We start from the raw sequence: 18055 nt of genomic DNA, 5'->3' as shown, positions 1-18055 counted from the left end.
CTGGCTAACGGCGCGCCTCCTACCCGATTAGGTCATCAACCCAGTCTCGTGTGTTCTTTGCACAGGACAAGAAAACCATTCGCTATGCGGGCGGAATCTCCCATGTGCTGTTTATCGAAACAGTTTTGCTCTATACATCCCCATACAGGCAGAATCGCATATCATTTGAGAAGAGAGCTGTCCCCAGGCATTATCCGCTTGCATTGCACATGCGGGGAAGTGGGGAAAATTTTGTTTGTGCTTGGTAAGCGTTGCTCAGCAAGGAGTGAGATTATGCACAACGTTCGCGAGATTTGCGAAGATAGCTGGTGGTTGGGCGCATCTGATAGGCGACTAGAGCTTTTTGAAAACACCTATCCCACGCCTGCGGGTATGTCGTATGACAACTATCTTATTTTGGATGAGAAAACCTGTTTGATGGATGGCACTGATGAGGCTGTCATGCTGCAGGTAATGGAAAATCTTGAGTATTTGCTTGCGGGACGCAAACTCGATTATATGGTTGTGGATCATATGGAGCCCGACCATTGCCGTATGATTCCTCAGCTGGTGGAGCGCTATCCCGAGATTAAGTTTGTGGCTACAGCCAAGGCTTTTGAGTTGATGTCACAATTTTTTGATTTTGATGTTGCTCCTCATGCAATTACGGTCAAGGAAAACGACACACTTGAATTGGGTCACCATACTCTGCAGTTCTTCTTGGCTCCTATGGTTCACTGGCCTGAGGTTATGGTTTCCTACGATCAGTTGACGGGCGTTTTGTATTCTGCCGATGCTTTTGGTGAGTTTGGCGCCTTGGGTGGCAATATCTTTGCTGACGAGGTTGATTGGGAGCATGACTGGCTGGATGAGGCTCGTCGCTACTACGTGAATATCGTGGGCAAGTATGGTTTGCAAACCAATATGCTGCTCAAAAAAGCTGCCAAGTTGGATATCCGTATGATTTGTCCGCTGCATGGCCATATCTGGCGTAAGGACTTTAATCTCATCCTTGATAAGTACGTCAAGTGGGCAAGCTACGAACCCGAGGTCGATTCTGTCGCAATCTTCTATGGCTCTATTTATGGCGATACGGCTGCTGCGGCCGATATTCTTGCTGGCAAGTTGGCTGAGCGAGGCATGCGCGATGTGCGCGTTTACGATAGCTCCAAGACTATGACCTCCGAGCTTGTCTCTGTTGCCTTCCAATACTCCAAACTTGTCTTTGCCTGTGCTACCTATAATATGGGCATCTTTGATAGCATGCGCACTTTGCTGGATGATATTGCGGCTCATGTCCTTAAGAATCGCGTTGTCGGCATCATGGAAAATGGCAGTTGGGCTCCTCAGGCAGGCAAGCTCATCCAAGCACAAGTTGAGGCCATGCCCAACATGACTATTCTTGAACCTATGGTGCATCTGCGTTCCGGTGTTAAGGAAGCTAATCTCGTCGAGATTGAGGCTTTGGCAGACGCACTCGTTTCCGCCTAATTCACCGTAACTTACGCACCATTCATCCGCTTAGGGAGAATCCTAGGCGGATTTTTCTTGACATACTGTATATATAAGGTATATACAGTATGTACGCAATTAACAGAAGAAAAGGAGAGGGAAACTAGCGTGGAGATTGTGATTTCTAACTCCTCTGGCAAACCCATCTATGAGCAGATTGCAGATCAGTTGAGGGCGGCTGTTCTGGCAGGTGAGCTTACTCCCGGTGAGCAGCTCCCATCCATTCGGAGTCTTGCGACGAGCCTACGCATTAGTGCTATTACAACCAAACGTGCATATGCAGAGCTTGAGACCCAAGGCATTTTGGAAACTGTCCCTGGTAAAGGTTGCTTTGTAGCAGGTATCGATCCAGGGCTGCTGCGAGAAGAGCAACTCAGGCGGGTGGAAGCAGCGCTTGCGCAAGCGGCCAATGCGGCGCGAACTGCTTCGATTGATTCTCAACAACTACACGAAATGCTTGACTTGGTTCTCGAGGAGGAGCAATGAGCATGAAAGCATATGTGGGTACAGGCGCTCAGAGTGCTGCGCATTTTGCAAAGAAGTCTTTGGATATGGATAACAAACTGCCCCTTGGTAGTCTTGACTTGTCAGGGGAGATCTGCGATCTGAGATTGCGCGGGATTGGCAAAAGTTATGGTGAGTTTGCCCTTCAGTCGGTATCTCTTGATGTGCCTCGAGGATCAATTGTGGGTTTGGTGGGGCGTAACGGTGCAGGTAAAACTACGCTTATGAAAATTGCGCTCGGTTGCGTGAAATCTGATTCTGGATCAGTTGAGCTCTTTGGCAAAACGCGAGACAATCTCTCTGGTACGGAGCTCACCGCTCTCAAAGCGCGCATAGGTTATGTGAGTTCGGTCTGCGCGTATCCGTTGCAAATGAGTGTGGCACAGGTTGCAACTATGTATAGCTTGGCATATCCAAAGCTTGACTATCAGTTGCTAGAGAATCTGCTTGAGCGTATGGGTTTGCTAAAGTCAAATCCAAAGCCACATCGTTCATATGCTGCCCGCAAAAAGGTGGGAGAGCTTTCTCGTGGTATGGGTATGAAATTGCAGCTGGCTTGCGTGCTTGCCTGCGGCGCAGATTTGCTGGTAATGGACGAACCTACGGCAGGTCTTGATCCTATTGTGCGCGATGAAGTGCTCGATATTTTGCGCGAGTGCATGGGGGACGGCACGAAATCAATTCTCATTTCTAGCCATATTACCAGCGATCTTGAGCATATCGCAGACTATATCGTGATGCTTGAAGAGGGCAAAATTGCATTTGCAAGTGATTGTGACCGCATTTATGACGAAATGGGTGTGGCTCATTTGCGTGGCGAGGAGCTGGAGCATCTGCTAGCAAGTGGTTATATTCCTGCCGGTCAAATCCGTATAGTAAAGCGTGACTTCTCTTGGGACGTGCTTGTTCCCAACCGTGCTCAGTTTGAGCGTAACTTCCCAAATTTTGCCATCGACAAGGCGACAATCGACGAGACCATGACCCTCGTTGCGAAGGGAGAGCTGAGATAAATGCTTGCAGTTCTTTATGCAGATTGGTGCCAGTTTTTGCGTAAACTCCCGCAGTATCTTCTGGCATTTGCGGCTGTAATCATTATCGTAGGGGCGGGTGCAGTCTTTGGAGGAGACGACGTAGATATTGCTCAAGTCACGATAACAAACTTGCAGATACAGATTTCGCTCACAATTTGCTTTATGGTGGTTTATATCTTGCTAACGGGTGCCTTCCGAGATGATGAGGCAAATAGTTGGCAGCAGGCGCGTGACGCTCTGCCTCTGACGCGAGCTCAAGTGGTAACAGGACGTTATGCTTTTGTGTTTGCGGCAATTATTACGGTAACTGTAGTTTGTGTGCTACTAAATGGTTTGTTGGTACTTGCAATACAACAATTCGACATTGATGCTTTGGAAAACATGGCAGAGGTTGGACCTGTACTAGTAGCTACTGCCTTGATGCTGCTTGTGCTACTTTCGTTTCAAATGCCTGTTTTGTTTTGGTGGGGAGCTCAACGTGGTTGGTTTGTTTTGACACTACCCGCGCTACTTCCCTTGTTGATGACTTTTAACGCTGTGAAGCAAGGCTTTTTGTTAGCAGTAGAAACGCTGTCAAAGTTGTATGTGCAGCTAGGAATGGGGTGGAGTTTAGTTGCTGCGGCGTTACTTGTGGGTTTGCTCTACTTTGCTTCGCTAAAACTCTCGCAGAGACTTTACGCAAAAAGGGATTTGTAAGAAAAAGCACCTGGGACACATTGCTGTCCTAGGTGCGATGTGCGTTATAGGTGGATGAGCCGCCGCTTAGATAAGCGGGGTCTCACGATGATCAATCGTCAGATAATCTTTGTTAGTGGTATGAGCACCAAGAATTTCGGTCGTAAAGACCTCCATCTGATCGATGGCAGCATGCAGATCATTCACGCGGTTTGGCTCGATGCACTCCATGATAAAGGCACAGTGGGGAGTATTGTCCGTAGCTTCAGTACGCTGGCAGTCGCGCCAGTTCCAACAACGACAAATAGCTCCAGCATCATCTAGGTATGCAAGCTCACCAGGTAGGGTGGGGTCAGGAGTATCTTCACCAACAGCAAGATAGTCGTCTCCACCTTCGCTTACGGCAAGGCGGAAGGTACCCACAAAGGCATCGATATTCTCAACGCCCATGGGGAAGGCATAGGTCAGAGAAACTGCATTGGATACATCAACTGCGGGGTTGATGGAACCAACAGGATTGTCTTTAAGGACGCGCTTAAGTAGGTTTTCGACTGAGCAGCGGGCGCCGTGCTTGGTCTTGAATTTGCGGTATGCCTCGCGCCATACAGCGGGGACTTCGTTTTTGCTGATCGTGTTGTTGGGTACCCATTTGCGCGCAACGATATTGGCGCGTTTAAGCTCTTTCTGAGCACGGGCGACAAGCTCGGGATCAATTTGGTTGGTTGGCTTGATGCCATCTACTGTCAAAACGCCGATAGTTGCCTCGGGAAAAAGCTCCCAGAAAGACTCTTCAGTGACAAAATTAATCATACATTCCCCAATGTCTGCTGCTCGTGGTGAGCACGCTTGAACGACTTGAATGTTCCCACATTAGTTAAGACTCATGCAGCAGAGTTAAACAAGTCGAAAATTGATGAACATATAAGAGACAGATTAGTAATGTCTTTTTGAGGTCCGGTACAGGGGGTAGACTGTTAGTTCCCAAACGATGAACGGAGTTTCCCTTGCCGCTGTCTTTCGATGAGTTTATGAAGTCTCAGCCTACCTTCTCCGAGGTACAGAGCGCCTCTGCGCCTGCCCTAAAAAAACAATCTCAACCAGCTGTTGGTACATCTGATAAAACACCTCTTCCCCATATAGAGAGTGCTGTTGATATCGATAGTCTTAATGCTGCTCAGCGCGAAGCTGCGCTGTGTACATGCGGACCCTTGCTGGTATTGGCAGGCGCTGGTTCAGGCAAGACGCGTGTGTTGACTTACCGCATTGCACATATGATTTCTGATGAAGGTGTGCGTCCTTGGCAGGTGTTAGCAATCACCTTTACCAATAAAGCAGCCGCCGAGATGCGCGAGCGTCTGGACGTGTTGCTTCCTGGGGGTACGCGTGGTATGTGGGTGTGTACCTTCCATGCGATGTGTGTTCGTATGCTGCGCGAGGATGGTGAGCTGTTGGGATATCGTCCAAATTTCACTATCTATGATGACGATGACTCAAAGCGTCTTGTCAAGACCATCATGGATGAGCTGGATATTGACCCCAAGCAGTTTCCCCTACAGGCTATTCGTTCGCGTATTTCTCAGGCAAAAAATGCAATGAAAACACCTGAGGATATGGCAGGTGAAGCCGCAGGAGATCATAATCCGCTTAGCCTCAAAGCGGCTCGTGTATATCGAGAGTTGCAGCTTCGCTTGGCACGCGCAAACGCTATGGATTTTGATGATTTGCTTATCAAGGCATACGAGCTGTTGGCAAAACATCCCGAAGTATTGGACAAATATCAAGAGCGGTTCCGTCAAATTAGTGTGGATGAGTATCAGGACACCAACCATGTTCAGTATTCAATTACCAATTTATTGGCAGCAAAGTATCGCAATTTAATGGTGGTTGGCGATGATGACCAGTCAATTTATAGCTGGCGTGGCGCCGATATAAAAAATATTCTTGCTTTTGAGCAGGACTATCCCGATGCGCGGGTAGTTAAGCTCGAGCAAAACTATCGCTCAACCCATCATATTTTGTCTGCAGCAAATGCGGTGGTTAGTAACAATTCCCGACGCAAGGCTAAACGTCTTTTTACTGATCGCAGCGATGGAGACAAGATTCGTCTGTATCAAGCGGATGATGAACGCGATGAAGGTCGTTGGATTGGCTCGGAGATCGAAAAAATTCATGACACGGGTACCAGCTATGATGATATTGCGGTCTTTTATCGTACTAATTCTCAGTCGCGTGTACTCGAAGATATGTTACTGCGTGCGGGAGTGCCTTACAAAATCGTGGGCGGTACGCGATTCTTTGATCGGGCAGAGATTCGCGATGTAATGGCTTATCTCAAGCTCGTGGTCAATCCTGACGATGACGTATCGGCATTACGTATTATCAACACGCCCCGTCGAGGCATTGGTACAACTTCCATTGGCAAAATCCGCAGTTATGCCACAGAAAATAATTTGACGTTTTTTGCAGCTGCTCAAGCTTGTGTGGCAGAAACAGGTCTTTTTAGTCCTAAGGTACGTGCAGGCTTGGGGGAGTTTACCGCAGCTATAGAAGCAGGTCGTCATCTGCAGGGTGACTTGTCAGATGTGGTTGAGGCAATTGTTGACAAAACGGGTCTTATACGTGCTCTTGAGGCAGAGCATTCCGTTGAAGCCGATGGTCGCATTGACAACATTCGAGAGTTTTTTGGTGTGGCTGCCGAGTTTGATGAGTCGCATGATGATGTTGCAGCAACGCTTGAGAGCTTAGCTCAACTTGCCGTGGCCGCTGCCGGGGATGAAGCTTCTGCAGCGCCCAGTGTAGCAGCAGAAAATGCGGCTAGCGTTGCTGCCAAAAAGCTTCCTGCCTTCATGGAATGGCTGGCTCTACGTTCGGATCTTGATAGCCTAGCTGGATCGAGTAGTGCTGTAACGCTCATGACTATTCATTCTGCAAAGGGCTTGGAGTTTCCTGTTGTTTTTGTTGCGGGTATGGAAGAGGGGCTTTTTCCTCATCGTGCAAAGGAAGGCGAGCCAGATTCCTTTGAGGAAGAACGCCGTCTTGCCTATGTGGCCATTACCCGAGCAGAGCGTAGGCTTTATCTTAGCTATGCAGCAATACGCAGAATGTTTGGCTCTACTTCGGCAAATGCGCCTAGCCGCTTTTTGGCAGAAATCCCTGAGGACGATATTCAGGCTATAGGGCTCGGCTCTTCGGGGTATCGTGGAGTCGGTTGGGAAAAACGTGGCGATCGACATGGTACCTATGGTAGTGGTCGCGGTAGCGAGGTTTATGGTGGTCAGGTCTTTGGCTCGCGCACGCGCTCAACAGGTGGTTCTCGTGAGATTGGCTCTAACGCACAACTCATTCGTCGCGATGCTGCAAAGGCAAATGAAAGCTTTGCGGTGGGTGACCGAGTGTCGCACAAGACTTTCAAGACGGGAATCGTGTGTGCAATAGACAAGGACACCTTGACGGTCTATTTCGAAAGTCTTGGCACTACCAAACGCTTGCTTAAGGGATTTGCGCCGATAGTCAAGATTGTTTAGGAGCAAACGACTCTTTGGTTCTGCTTGCGTTACTCTTTATATATCTGTGAGAGTCCCTATACAGGAGGTTGTTTGTGAAAGGCATTATTCTTGCGGGCGGCTCGGGAACGCGCCTCTACCCCTTGACCATGGTCACGTCCAAGCAGCTTTTGCCTGTGTATGACAAGCCGATGATTTACTATCCGTTGTCTACGTTAATGTTGGCTGGTATTCGCGACATCTTGGTGATTTCTACCCCTACAGATACTCCTCGTTTTGAGCAACTACTTGGTGATGGTAGTCAGTTTGGCATCTCACTTAGCTATGCTGTTCAACCTAGTCCTGATGGGCTAGCTCAAGCTTTCATCATTGGAGAGGAATTTATTGCAGGAGATTCTTGTGCGCTCGTCTTGGGCGACAATATTTTTTATGGCAATGGTCTTTCGCGTCATTTGCGTCATGCTGTCGAGGCAGCTGAGCGTGATGGGGGAGCGACGGTCTTTGGTTATTACGTTGATGATCCCGAGCGCTTTGGTGTGGTGGAATTTGGTGAGGATGGCAAGGCAGTTTCCATCGAAGAAAAACCTACCAACCCCAAAAGCAATTATGCTGTGACTGGTCTGTATTTTTATGATAACCGCGTGACCGAGTTGGCTCGTCAGGTTAAGCCTTCTGCCCGTGGTGAGCTGGAGATTACCTCACTCAATGAGATGTATTTGCAGGACGGCGATCTTGATGTAGTAACGCTGGGTCGTGGTTATGCATGGTTGGATACTGGCACCATGGACAGCCTCTTTGATGCCTCTAACTTTGTTCGTACTATCGAAAGCTCGCAGTCCATTATGGTTTCGGTACCCGAAGACATTGCGTATCAAAATGGCTGGATTGATAAGGATGCGCTCAGACAAGCAGCCGAGGCTTACGGTAAAAGTCCCTATGGTGAGCACCTGCGCCATCTGCTTGATGGCAAGATTCGCAAGGATAGTCGCTTCGAATAGGATTTGATAATCATTTCAAGCGGGTTTTGCTTGTTTATTTTGAATGAGAAAGCAGTACCGCTCTGGTAGCCGAAAGGAATCTACATGGCAGAAGAGAAATTTATTCCCAAGCACATCCTTGTGACAGGCGCGGCTGGTTTTATTGGCTCAAATTTTGTGCATTATGTCACCCGTGAGCACCCAAAGACACAGGTGACTGTGCTGGACAAGCTTACCTATGCAGGTAATATTCATAATCTCGATGGTATTGCACCCGAGCAGATGGATTTTGTGCAGGGAGATATTTGTGATGCTGAGCTGGTAGACCAGCTGGTGGCAGACTGTGATGCCATCGTACATTATGCCGCCGAGAGTCACAATGACAATTCGATTTTGGATCCGTCACCCTTTATCCAAACCAATGTGGTGGGTACCTATACCCTGTTAGAAGCAGCACGTAAATATGGTGTGCGCTATCACCAGATTTCAACCGATGAGGTTTATGGAGATCTGGCCTTAGATGACCCTGACAAGTTCCACGAGGGTTCGCCTTATCGTCCAAGTAGTCCTTATTCTTCGAGCAAAGCAAGCGCAGATCATCTGGTACGTGCTTGGCATCGCACATTTGGCGTACGTGCAACCATTTCGAATTGCTCCAACAACTATGGTCCCTACCAGCACATTGAGAAATTTATTCCTCGTCAGATTACCAACATTTTGTGTGGTATTACACCCAAGCTTTATGGTGATGGCAAGAATGTGCGCGACTGGATCCATACCGATGATCACAGCAGCGCGGTCTGGGCAATTCTTACTCAGGGACGTGTAGGAGAGACTTATCTCATTGGTGCTAATGGCGAGCGCAACAATATTGATGTTTTGCGCTTGATTTTGGAGCATATGGGCAAGCCTGCCGATGATTTTGATTGGGTGCGTGACCGCCCTGGTCATGACCGTCGTTATGCCATTGATTCGAGCAAACTCCAAACTGAGCTTGGTTGGCGCCCATCCCACACTGACTTTGAGAGTGGACTTGATGCCACTATCGCTTGGTACCGCGATAACCGTAGCTGGTGGGAAGATGTAAAAGCCGAGACCGAAGCAAAATACGCCAAACAAGGGCAGTAAGTAAAAATTCGAGGGAGCTTCAGTGGATTTTGGAAAGCAACTCGCGGCACACGAGACAAGCATACCGGGTGTTATTGTTTTTGACCTAACTGTGCACGGCGATAACCGCGGTTGGTTCAAGGAAAACTGGCAGCGTGCCAAGATGCTGAAGCTGGGACTTCCTGACTTTGGTCCTGTCCAAAACAATATTTCTTATAACGAGTCTCGTGGTGCTACTCGTGGCATTCATGCTGAGCCTTGGGATAAATTGATTTCTGTTGCAGCAGGCAAGATTTTTGGTGCTTGGGTAGATTTGCGTCCTGGCGCTAGCTACGGTCAGGTTTTTTGCTGTGAGCTAGATTCAACGCGGGCTATTTACGTGCCACGTGGCGTAGGCAATGCGTATCAGGCGCTTGAGGACGGTACCATCTATACCTACCTCGTTAATGCGCATTGGTCTGCTGAGCAAAAGAAAAACTATACGTTTGTAAATTTGGCTGATCCACAACTCAATATCAATTGGCCCATCCCTTTGGAGGAATCGATACGCTCCGAGGCAGACTTGCATCATCCTTTCCTTGCGGATGCCTTGCCCATGGGCCCTCGCAAAACATTTGTAGTGGGTAGCCATGGTCAGCTAGGACGTGCACTCCAAGCAGAAGTTGCGCGGCGTGGGCTTGAGGGCTGGGAGTTTCACGATATCGATAGTTTTGATATGTGTGACCCCTCAGCCTATAAAAGTATCGCTTGGGATACTTTTGGCACCATAATTAATGCGGCTGCTTTTACGGCGGTGGACAAGGCAGAGACCACTGAAGGTCGTAGGGCTGCTTGGAAAATTAATGTCGAGGGTGTCACCAAACTTTGCCGTACGGCTGCTGAGCATCATCTCACGCTTGTACATGTGAGTAGTGATTATGTTTTTGATGGTACTCAAGAAAGCCATAACGAAAGCGAAGAGTTTGCTCCTTTAGGCGTATATGGACAAACCAAGGCTGCAGCAGATGCACTAGTAGCGCAGCTCCATCGCCATTTTATTGTGCGCTCCAGTTGGGTTATTGGTGATGGCAAAAATTTTGTTCGTACAATGATGGATCTTTCGCATCGCGTTGCAACAGGCGGGCTTTCTCAGGTAAGCGTGGTTAACGACCAAATTGGTCGCCTGACCTTTACGGAAGATATGGCTGCGGGCATTTTGTGGCTGTTGGGATATCGTGAGGGTGATACGGCACTAGATGACCGTGCGCCACATGCTGAATTTGGTACCTACAATCTTACTGGTAGTGGTGCAAGTGCCAGTTGGGCTGATATTGCTGCGCGCATTTTTGATTTGACCGAGGGTAATGGCGATGCGGTCAAGCCAGTTTCTACAGCAGATTATTTTGCCGCTGCTACAAGTCCCATCTCTCCTCGTCCACATTACAGCACCCTTGCGCTGAATAAACTCTCAGCCACAGGTTTTGTTCCTGCGAATTGGGAACAATCGCTCAAAGCCTATATTGAGGCTAAGAAGGCTAATGAGGAGTAAGTGATGTTTGGACTCAAGACGGAAGCGTGCTTTGATAGCGCACATTTCTTGGCTGACTATCACGGCAAATGTGAAAACCTCCACGGTCATCGCTGGCGTGTCGTTGTGTATATCAAGCAAAACCAGCTTGGCGCTGAGGGAACAGAGCGCGATATGGTGCTTGATTTTGGTGAGTTTAAGCGTGTTGTGCGCGAAGAGGTTGCTGCGTTTGACCATATGTTTTTGGTTGAGGAGGGTACGCTCAAGCAGACCACCATTGACGCTTTGCGCAACGAGGGTTTTAAGCTCAAGATATTGCCCTATCGAACAACTGCAGAAAATTTAGCCAAAAATTTTGCTGAGCTTTTTGGCAAACGCTGTCTGCCTATAAGCCAAGTGGATGTATATGAAACGCCTTTGAACTGTGCAAGTTATTTTGTAGATTAGCTTTAGAGAGATTTTCATCGATTTTCCTGTATTCAAATTGGATTGGTTGTGCAAAAAGTAGTGTCATGGGGGGGTAGCAAGGTCCTTATGTTCCTCCTTTGGTGTTCGGTGGGGTGGGTATACTTCAAGTGCGAGCAAAATTTTGAACAGAGGAGCAAGTAATGGACAGGCGGGCTCTACATGGTGTGAACCTTACTGGCTGGCTCACGCTTGAATCATGGGTGACCCCTGGTCTTTTTGCGGATTCCGGTGCCCTTGATGAGCCTTCACTGATTCGTGCGGTGGGTGTGGAGCGCTATCAGGAGATTGTGCGCCATCATCGTGAGACTTTTATCTCTCAGGCAGATTTTGTACAGATTGCTGGTCGCGGGTTTAATGCGGTGCGTCTAACCGTGCCATGGTATGTGTTAGGTGATGATGGTCCCGAGACTGGTCCTTATGTGGGATGTATCCAGCAGGTCGATAATGCGCTTGAGTGGGCAGAAGATGTTGGACTCAAATTGCTGCTTGTGTTAGATATCAATCCTGGTCGCGAGACGGATGATGATGGTCTTGTACACGGTCGGGCGCGTTTTATCGATTATCGCCAAAGTGCTTTGCAAGTAATTGCTACTTTGGCTCGCCGTTATGCGTTGCGTGATGGTTTTGCTGGTATTGAAGTAGCAGATGAGCCTCTAGCTCAGGTACGTCATGGCTTGGTCTTAAGCGACGGTGTGCCTATGCACATCTTGCGTACCTATTATCGTGATGCGTACGAACTTATTCGTAAGGAAGCGGGCGAGGATGTCGTTGTAGTTTTGCCCGACGCAGATTTACATCACTCTTGGCGTTCGTTTATGGGACAGCGTCAATACAAAAATGTTTGGCTTGATGCTCATCTTTACCATTACGAAGATAAGGTGGATGCTACAGGTCCTGTAGGCGTGCGCAAACTCGTGGCAAGTTCTCGCGCAGCGCTTAAAACTACAGGACGTGGTCGTCTGCCCATGATGGTAGGTAAATGGTCGGGTTCTTTGCCTTTCCCAGATTCTCTGATGACACCTGAAGGTCGCATTGCACTTGAGCGTGTCTTTATAGCCGAACAAATTAATGCTTTTCGCGACTGTCCTGCGTGGTTCTTCCAGACTTGGAAGACGACAAGTAGGCTGATAGGCTGGGATGCTCGTGTGGCTTTGGCGACCTTTGAGAGGCGGATGCTCGACTAATGGCTATTGCACATTCTCATGCAGCTGCAGCCCAGGGGGAGGGTGTCCTTTCTTTAGTTGGTACACCTATTGGTAACCTTGGTGATATTTCACCACGTGTAAAGCAGACTTTGAGTTCTGCTGATGTGGTGCTTTGTGAAGACACCCGCGTTACTGGCAAGTTGATGTCACATTTAGGCCTGCATGTACCTCTTGAGCGCGCCGATGACAATGTGCTAGCGAGTCGTATTGAGCCTACGCTTGCACGTATTGCTGCAGGTCAGCGTGTTGCTTTTGTATCTGATGCAGGTATGCCTGGAGTATCCGATCCTGGTGTTCGTTTGGTAGACGCTGCACTTGAGCAAAACCTTTGCGTGGAAGTTATTCCTGGACCATCAGCGGTTACGTGCGCTTTGGTGGCATCAGGCCTACCCATGGAGCACTTCTTCTTTGAAGGCTTTTTGCCGCGGAAAGCAAGAGCTCAGCACGAGCGTTTGACCGAACTTTCGGTAGTGCCGGGGGCATTGGTACTCTATGAGTCGCCACGCCGTGTGGTAGACACCTTGACTGTGATTGCTCAGTCTTTTCCTCGACGTTTGGTAGCTTTGGTGCGCGAGTTGACTAAGTTGCATGAAGAAGTTTTGCGTGGGCCAGCAAGCGAGTTGGTAGATGAACTTGTGCAGCGAGAAGCTGCGGGCAATGTGCTCAAAGGCGAGTGTGTCATTGTGATTGCGCCACCTTCTGCAGACGAATTGCGCCAGATTGCTCTGCTTCTCTCACAAACTCAGGGGCAAGCTGTCAGTTTTGAAGAAGCGGCACAAGCAGGACTTGCCGCTGGAGAAGCAAAAACTGTTCTTGCTAAGCGTCTTGCCAAACAATATGGTCTCCCAAAATCTGATGCCTACTCTCGCATTTTGGAGCTCTCTGACAACTAAACTGCTTCCAGTCTGTTTGGAGCCTTTTTCTATGAGGAGAACAAATGGGGCTTGAGTTAGAATAATGAGTTGCATCATTCGCAGACTTTTAGCGGGAGACATTTTTCATGGCAGACAATTTGAACAAGCCGTCTTTCTATATCACCACCCCTATCTATTATGTCAACGCCGCTCCACACCTAGGTACCGCGTACTGCACTATCTTGAGTGATGTGCAGGCCCGTTATCGCCGTGCTGCTGGCTATGATGTCAAGTTCCTCACGGGTCTTGATGAGCATGGCGAAAAGGTTGAGACTACGGCCGCTGAACACAAGATGACTCCTCAAGAGTGGTGTGATTCGCTAGCTCCTGCCTTTACGGATATTTGGAAGACTCTTGAGATTTCCAACGATGACTTCATTCGTACTACCGAGCCCCGTCAGGAGCGCGCGGTGCAGTACCTCTGGGAGCGCATGCTGGAGTCGGGCTACATCTATAAGGGCAGCTATGATGGCTGGTACTGCGTTCCCGAGGAGACGTACTTCACCGAGACTCAAGTGCGCCACTCTGACGAGGAAAATCACACCGAAGGTCAGCATCTTTGCCCCGACTGTGGACGTCCCCTACAGCGTGTGCAAGAGGAAAGCTGGTTCTTTAAACTCTCTGCTTTCCAGGATCGCCTCCTTGCTTTTTATGATGAGCATCCTGACTTTGTGATGCCTGCCTTCCGCATGAAGGAAGTTCGTACCTTTGTTGAGGGCGGCCTGCAGGATCTTTCTGTTAGCCGTACGAGCTTTGACTGGGGTATCAAGCTCCCCTTTGATGAGAAGCATGTGACGTACGTCTGGTTTGATGCTTTACTTAACTACATGACGGCAGTGGGTTATGGTCAGTCAGGTGAAGATGCTGCAGCAAATCTTGCTCGCCGTTGGCCTGCTCAGTATCACGTGGTTGGTAAGGATATCATCCGTTTCCACTGTGTTATTTGGCCTGCCATGCTGATGGCTATCGGTGAAGCCTTGCCCGAGCACGTCTTTGCTCATGGCTTCTTGATGGTCCGCAATGAAGAAACGGGCCAAGGTGAAAAGATGAGCAAGTCTCGCGGCAATGCTATTGCGCCTCAGGAGGTTATCGACCTGCTGGGCATTGAGGGCTACCGCTATTACTTTATGCGCGATTGCAAGCCTGGCGAGGACGGTGCTATTTCTTTTGCTCGCATGGAGCAGGTCTATAACGCCGATTTGGCTAATAGCTGGGGCAATCTTGTGTCTCGTGCACTTAATATGTCTGTCAAGTATTTTGATGGCAAGACACCTGCGCTTCCCGAGGACTGGGCGCAGCGCGAGAGTCCTTTGACGCAGGTAGCTGCAGGTATCTATGAGCGTTATGCTGCAAAAATGGACGTTATGGCATATCCTGATGCAATTGATGAGGTCATGGCTCTAGTGGGTGCTGCAAATCATTACATTGAGGACTCCAAGCCTTGGGCTTTGGCAAAGCCAGATGAGAATGGTGTGGCTCAGCTGGACGAGCTGTCCTTTGTCATTGGTGGTCTGCTTGAGGCAATTCGCATTTCTGCTCATTTACTTGCACCCTTCATGCCCGAGACCTCCTCTGAGGTTTTGCGTCGCCTTTCCCTCAGTGATGAGGCTAAGACTGACGATTTGGCTGCGGTTTGCAACTGGGGTCAGTTGCCTTCTGGTGTTGCAGTGGAGAAGGGTGAAGCGCTCTTCCCACGTTTGGCAGCTAAATAAGCAGTATCAAGTAGAAGTGGTTGTCCATAAGTAGCAGCAAATATAAATTTGTCCAACTAAAAGAGGGGAGAGCAGGCGTGACGACTGAGACCAAGCATGCGCCCCTGTCGTCTGTAGCCGCCTCTCCTCTTGCCAATCCTCGTGCGACCCGTGCCGCTCTGGAGTGTCATGGTCTTGTTGCAAAGCATCGTTTGGGACAGAACTTCTTAGTTGATGATTCTGTTGTGCGTCGTATTTTGCAGCTAGCAGAGCTTAGCAAAGCAGATACGGTACTCGAGGTGGGGCCTGGCATGGGTACGCTTACCTGCGCACTTTTGCCTCGCGCAGAAAAAGTCATTGCAGTTGAAGCAGATCACACGCTAGAAGCTGTACTTGCTGAGACTTGTGCCCAAGCCTCTGATCATCTAGAGATTCTTTGGGGTGATGCGCTTAAAGTGTTGCCTACAGGTCTGGGTGAGGCGCAGCCGACTCAGTTGGTTTCTAATTTGCCATATCAAGTAGCGGCCACTTTGATACTCAAGGTGTTGAGTGAACTTCCTTCTATCAAACGGGTAGTCGTAATGGTACAGGCGGAGGTAGCAGATCGTATCGCAGCGGTACCTGGCAACAAGAATTATGGTGCGTATACAGCAAAGCTTGGACTTTATGCTGAGGTAACTGGACGTTTTGAAGTGAGCCATGCTTGCTTTATGCCAGCGCCACATGTTGAGTCAGCGGTTGTGCGTATTGATAGGCGACCGCTCAAGCAAGGCTGTGACCCCGTCTTTGTGTCTCAGGTTATTGATGCCGCCTTTGCGCAGCGGCGTAAAACTATTCGAAATTCCATGGCCGCAAGTGGCTTTGACAAAACAGCTCTTGATACTGCATTTAAGCAGGCAAATATTCAGGCAACATGTCGTGCAGAAATGCTTGCTGTTGAGGACTTCATACAGCTTGCTCGAGCCTTGGAGTCATAGCGATGAATGTAGAACTTAGTCAAGAACAGCTTAGTGCTGAATATTGGTGTCTACGCGACAAAAAGAAACGTGTAATAAATTTGCCTCAGCCTTTGGCTGCGTTGGCGGATACTCACGGTCATCTTACAGTCTTTAGACAAACAGATCCTGTAGAGGCTTTGGTGCGCGCAGCTCTTGCAGGACTGAGGCTTTTGGTGGTGCCGCTTGATCCCACAGAGGATGTAAAAGATGTTCCTGCTTTTCTTAATTGGTGGGATGAAATCAGAGAACATGCACATGCGATGTTGGAGCAGCTGGCAGAGATAGGTATTGCGACAAGCGATGATAAAGATTTGCTTGATAAACTTTATTTCATTGCAGGTATTCACCCCTATGGTGCTCAGATTTGGCTTGATGACGCATCTGCTCATGAGCGTTTGGATATGCTGCTGGCCAATCCATACTGCCTAGGTATGGGCGAAATTGGTCTTGATTTTGGCCCCTATCATGAGTTGTCTGCAGATGTACAAATTGAGACTTTTCGTCAGCAACTACGCATGGCGCATGAACACAACCTTCCTGTTGAGTTGCACCTGCGCGATGGAGAAAACGATAGTTTGGGTCATGACCTAGCGCTTCAATTGCTTCGTAAAGAGGGCGTGCCACAGGCAGGATGCGATCTGCACTGTTTTACGAGCGGTCCTGAAATTATGAAGCCTTTTGTTGAATTGGGCTGCCATATTGCCTTTGGTGGCGCTGCTACTTTTAAGCGTTCCGATGATATCCGAGCGGCGTTTTTTGCCTGCCCAGATGAGCTACTGCTGTCTGAGACTGATTGTCCTTATATGGCGCCAACTCCTTTGCGTGGTATGGAATGTGAGCCTGCAATGGCGGCTTTGACAATTGATTTTTTGGCCGAGCAACGCGAGCTTGCGGGCATTTCTTCTTGCGAAGAAACGTATCGCAACTTTTGGCATAACGCTCACGATTTCTTTGGACTTACGCTTTAACTTTTAGGTATTGATGCTCTAGGGACTGGGTATATCCCAAGCACTGGTCTTCCTCGTGTACTGCTTGTGCGCGAGGGGAGTTGCCCTGCCTTGAGTTCATATCAAGAAAATCAGCCATATAATCTAGAACCTCATTTACTTGACCATCTCATCGAGTTGATGTGGCCTACTCGCTGCATCGTCTGTGATATGCCAGGTCAGCTGCTTTGTGGTGATTGTCGTCAGAAGCTCAAGTGGATACAACAACGCTATGCCTGTCCCATCTGTGGCACTCCACATGGCTGGCTAACCTGTACAAACTGCGGAGCAGAAGCCCTGCGTGAAAGACGTGTGCGGGAAAACTCTGATACAGATGGAGGTCTTGCGCCCTATCACTGGGAAGCTCGTGCGACTATCTCGGCACTAGAGTTTTCAGGTAGCGGTGCTTTGCTTGTAACCACACTTAAAGACTCTCACGAGTTGCGTTTGGCTCCTATTATTGCAGCTTTGATGGCTACAGCCCTTGATGAAGCGGCAAGCTGGGCGGCAGCAGATGGTTGTGCACGTTATGACTCTCAGGAGTTAGATGGAATCTGTTTTGTACCTGCCTCACCTTTGGCTTTTATGCGTCGCGGTTTTGACCATATGGAACTTATTTCGCAGGTGCTTGCAACTTTACTGGGTCTGCCTGTGTATGACGTATTGCTACGCCATGAGGGTCGCGACCAGCGTGAACTGGATAGACAGGGTCGCCTGCGCAACTTAGAAGGTTCAGTGGAGGTGATAGATGATGTAGCTGATGCACGTCTGTTGTTGGTAGATGATGTTATTACAACGGGTGCTACCCTGCGTGAAAGTACGCGTGTGCTGCTTGGACGTGGTGCTCAATCGGTCACTGCCTGTTCTCTTGCGCGCGCATGGTAGGCAAAGGTAAGCAGCTGGTATAATACGTATTGTCTTTCCAGGTCTGTGGTTGCGGACGCAAAGGGCTATAGCCTGTGCGTCTTAGTCCATGACAGACGAGGTCAAAAGGATCC

The 18055-nt window shown here is 48.9% G+C and carries 16 protein-coding genes; 15 read left to right on the top strand and 1 reads right to left on the bottom strand.

Translation table 11 applies throughout. The features are described from left to right. The first annotated feature begins 273 nt into the window (after nucleotides 1-273). From HMPREF9069_RS02780 to HMPREF9069_RS02765, 4 genes are all read left to right on the top strand, one after another. Nucleotides 274-1470, top strand: a complete 1197-nt coding sequence (locus HMPREF9069_RS02780; RefSeq protein ID WP_021625606.1) for an FprA family A-type flavoprotein — start codon at nucleotides 274-276, stop codon at nucleotides 1468-1470. A gap of 129 nt (nucleotides 1471-1599) precedes the next feature. After that, nucleotides 1600-1977 (top strand): GntR family transcriptional regulator, encoded by a 378-nt coding sequence (locus tag HMPREF9069_RS02775; protein WP_021625605.1) that lies wholly within the window; start codon nucleotides 1600-1602, stop codon nucleotides 1975-1977. Beyond that, the gene (locus HMPREF9069_RS02770; RefSeq protein WP_021625604.1) at nucleotides 1974-3005 is read left to right on the top strand and encodes an ABC transporter ATP-binding protein; all 1032 of its coding nucleotides are present in this window, start codon (nucleotides 1974-1976) and stop codon (nucleotides 3003-3005) included. The genes HMPREF9069_RS02775 and HMPREF9069_RS02770 overlap by 4 nt, the downstream gene beginning before the upstream one ends. Further along, nucleotides 3006-3722 (top strand): ABC-2 transporter permease, encoded by a 717-nt coding sequence (locus HMPREF9069_RS02765; RefSeq protein ID WP_021625603.1) that lies wholly within the window; start codon nucleotides 3006-3008, stop codon nucleotides 3720-3722. A 66-nt stretch (nucleotides 3723-3788) separates the two neighbouring features. On the opposite strand, the gene HMPREF9069_RS02760 is transcribed toward HMPREF9069_RS02765, so the two are convergent. Further along, nucleotides 3789-4511: a B3/B4 domain-containing protein gene (locus HMPREF9069_RS02760; protein WP_021625602.1), complete on the bottom strand. Its 723-nt coding sequence runs from the start codon at nucleotides 4509-4511 to the stop codon at nucleotides 3789-3791. Nucleotides 4512-4729: 218 nt separating this feature from the next. Here HMPREF9069_RS02760 and HMPREF9069_RS02755 point away from each other — a divergent pair, with 218 nt between their 5' ends. From HMPREF9069_RS02755 to HMPREF9069_RS02705, 11 genes are all read left to right on the top strand, one after another. Continuing rightward, nucleotides 4730-7225, top strand: coding sequence for an ATP-dependent helicase (locus tag HMPREF9069_RS02755; RefSeq protein WP_021625601.1), 2496 nt, complete (start codon nucleotides 4730-4732; stop codon nucleotides 7223-7225). A 74-nt stretch (nucleotides 7226-7299) separates the two neighbouring features. Beyond that, nucleotides 7300-8202 carry a glucose-1-phosphate thymidylyltransferase RfbA gene (gene rfbA / locus HMPREF9069_RS02750; protein WP_035438253.1) on the top strand — a complete coding sequence of 301 codons (903 nt, stop codon included), beginning with the start codon at nucleotides 7300-7302 and terminating at the stop codon, nucleotides 8200-8202. Between the two features lie 84 nt (nucleotides 8203-8286). Further along, nucleotides 8287-9309 carry a dTDP-glucose 4,6-dehydratase gene (gene rfbB, locus HMPREF9069_RS02745; protein ID WP_021625599.1) on the top strand — a complete coding sequence of 341 codons (1023 nt, stop codon included), beginning with the start codon at nucleotides 8287-8289 and terminating at the stop codon, nucleotides 9307-9309. A 22-nt stretch (nucleotides 9310-9331) separates the two neighbouring features. After that, on the top strand, nucleotides 9332-10816 hold the full coding sequence (locus HMPREF9069_RS02740) for a sugar nucleotide-binding protein (protein WP_021625598.1): 1485 nt from the start codon (nucleotides 9332-9334) through the stop codon (nucleotides 10814-10816). A gap of 3 nt (nucleotides 10817-10819) precedes the next feature. Next, nucleotides 10820-11242 (top strand): 6-pyruvoyl trahydropterin synthase family protein, encoded by a 423-nt coding sequence (locus tag HMPREF9069_RS02735; protein WP_021625597.1) that lies wholly within the window; start codon nucleotides 10820-10822, stop codon nucleotides 11240-11242. Nucleotides 11243-11403: 161 nt separating this feature from the next. Beyond that, complete coding sequence (locus tag HMPREF9069_RS02730; protein ID WP_021625596.1) at nucleotides 11404-12447, top strand: glycoside hydrolase family 5 protein; 1044 nt, start codon at nucleotides 11404-11406, stop codon at nucleotides 12445-12447. Continuing rightward, complete coding sequence (gene rsmI / locus HMPREF9069_RS02725) at nucleotides 12447-13361, top strand: 16S rRNA (cytidine(1402)-2'-O)-methyltransferase (protein WP_021625595.1); 915 nt, start codon at nucleotides 12447-12449, stop codon at nucleotides 13359-13361. Before HMPREF9069_RS02730 ends, rsmI begins: the two co-directional genes overlap by 1 nt. 107 nt (nucleotides 13362-13468) lie before the next feature. Next, nucleotides 13469-15094: a methionine--tRNA ligase gene (gene metG / locus HMPREF9069_RS02720; protein ID WP_021625594.1), complete on the top strand. Its 1626-nt coding sequence runs from the start codon at nucleotides 13469-13471 to the stop codon at nucleotides 15092-15094. Between the two features lie 77 nt (nucleotides 15095-15171). Further along, nucleotides 15172-16050, top strand: a complete 879-nt coding sequence (gene rsmA, locus HMPREF9069_RS02715; RefSeq protein WP_232204027.1) for a 16S rRNA (adenine(1518)-N(6)/adenine(1519)-N(6))-dimethyltransferase RsmA — start codon at nucleotides 15172-15174, stop codon at nucleotides 16048-16050. A gap of 2 nt (nucleotides 16051-16052) precedes the next feature. Further along, nucleotides 16053-17039 carry a TatD family hydrolase gene (locus HMPREF9069_RS02710; protein WP_021625592.1) on the top strand — a complete coding sequence of 329 codons (987 nt, stop codon included), beginning with the start codon at nucleotides 16053-16055 and terminating at the stop codon, nucleotides 17037-17039. Nucleotides 17040-17129: 90 nt separating this feature from the next. After that, nucleotides 17130-17942, top strand: coding sequence for a ComF family protein (locus tag HMPREF9069_RS02705; protein WP_232204026.1), 813 nt, complete (start codon nucleotides 17130-17132; stop codon nucleotides 17940-17942). The last annotated feature ends 113 nt before the right edge of the window (nucleotides 17943-18055 follow it).

The sequence above is a fragment of the Atopobium sp. oral taxon 810 str. F0209 genome (genome assembly GCF_000466405.1).
Taxonomy (GTDB): Bacteria; Actinomycetota; Coriobacteriia; order Coriobacteriales; family Atopobiaceae; genus Olegusella.
This window is presented reverse-complemented; position numbering and strand designations above follow the sequence as displayed.

What these genes read in the sequence shown, in the direction of transcription:
- HMPREF9069_RS02710 (WP_021625592.1), top strand. Translation starts at nt 16,053, where the DNA reads ATGAATGTAGAACTTAGTCAAGAACAGCTTAGTGCTGAATATTGGTGT.
- HMPREF9069_RS02735 (WP_021625597.1), top strand. Translation starts at nt 10,820, where the DNA reads ATGTTTGGACTCAAGACGGAAGCGTGCTTTGATAGCGCACATTTCTTG.
- HMPREF9069_RS02730 (WP_021625596.1), top strand. Translation starts at nt 11,404, where the DNA reads ATGGACAGGCGGGCTCTACATGGTGTGAACCTTACTGGCTGGCTCACG.
- rfbB (WP_021625599.1), top strand. Translation starts at nt 8,287, where the DNA reads ATGGCAGAAGAGAAATTTATTCCCAAGCACATCCTTGTGACAGGCGCG.
- metG (WP_021625594.1), top strand. Translation starts at nt 13,469, where the DNA reads ATGGCAGACAATTTGAACAAGCCGTCTTTCTATATCACCACCCCTATC.
- HMPREF9069_RS02765 (WP_021625603.1), top strand. Translation starts at nt 3,006, where the DNA reads ATGCTTGCAGTTCTTTATGCAGATTGGTGCCAGTTTTTGCGTAAACTC.
- HMPREF9069_RS02770 (WP_021625604.1), top strand. Translation starts at nt 1,974, where the DNA reads ATGAGCATGAAAGCATATGTGGGTACAGGCGCTCAGAGTGCTGCGCAT.
- HMPREF9069_RS02780 (WP_021625606.1), top strand. Translation starts at nt 274, where the DNA reads ATGCACAACGTTCGCGAGATTTGCGAAGATAGCTGGTGGTTGGGCGCA.
- rsmI (WP_021625595.1), top strand. Translation starts at nt 12,447, where the DNA reads ATGGCTATTGCACATTCTCATGCAGCTGCAGCCCAGGGGGAGGGTGTC.
- HMPREF9069_RS02755 (WP_021625601.1), top strand. Translation starts at nt 4,730, where the DNA reads ATGAAGTCTCAGCCTACCTTCTCCGAGGTACAGAGCGCCTCTGCGCCT.
- HMPREF9069_RS02760 (WP_021625602.1), bottom strand. Translation starts at nt 4,511, where the DNA reads ATGATTAATTTTGTCACTGAAGAGTCTTTCTGGGAGCTTTTTCCCGAG.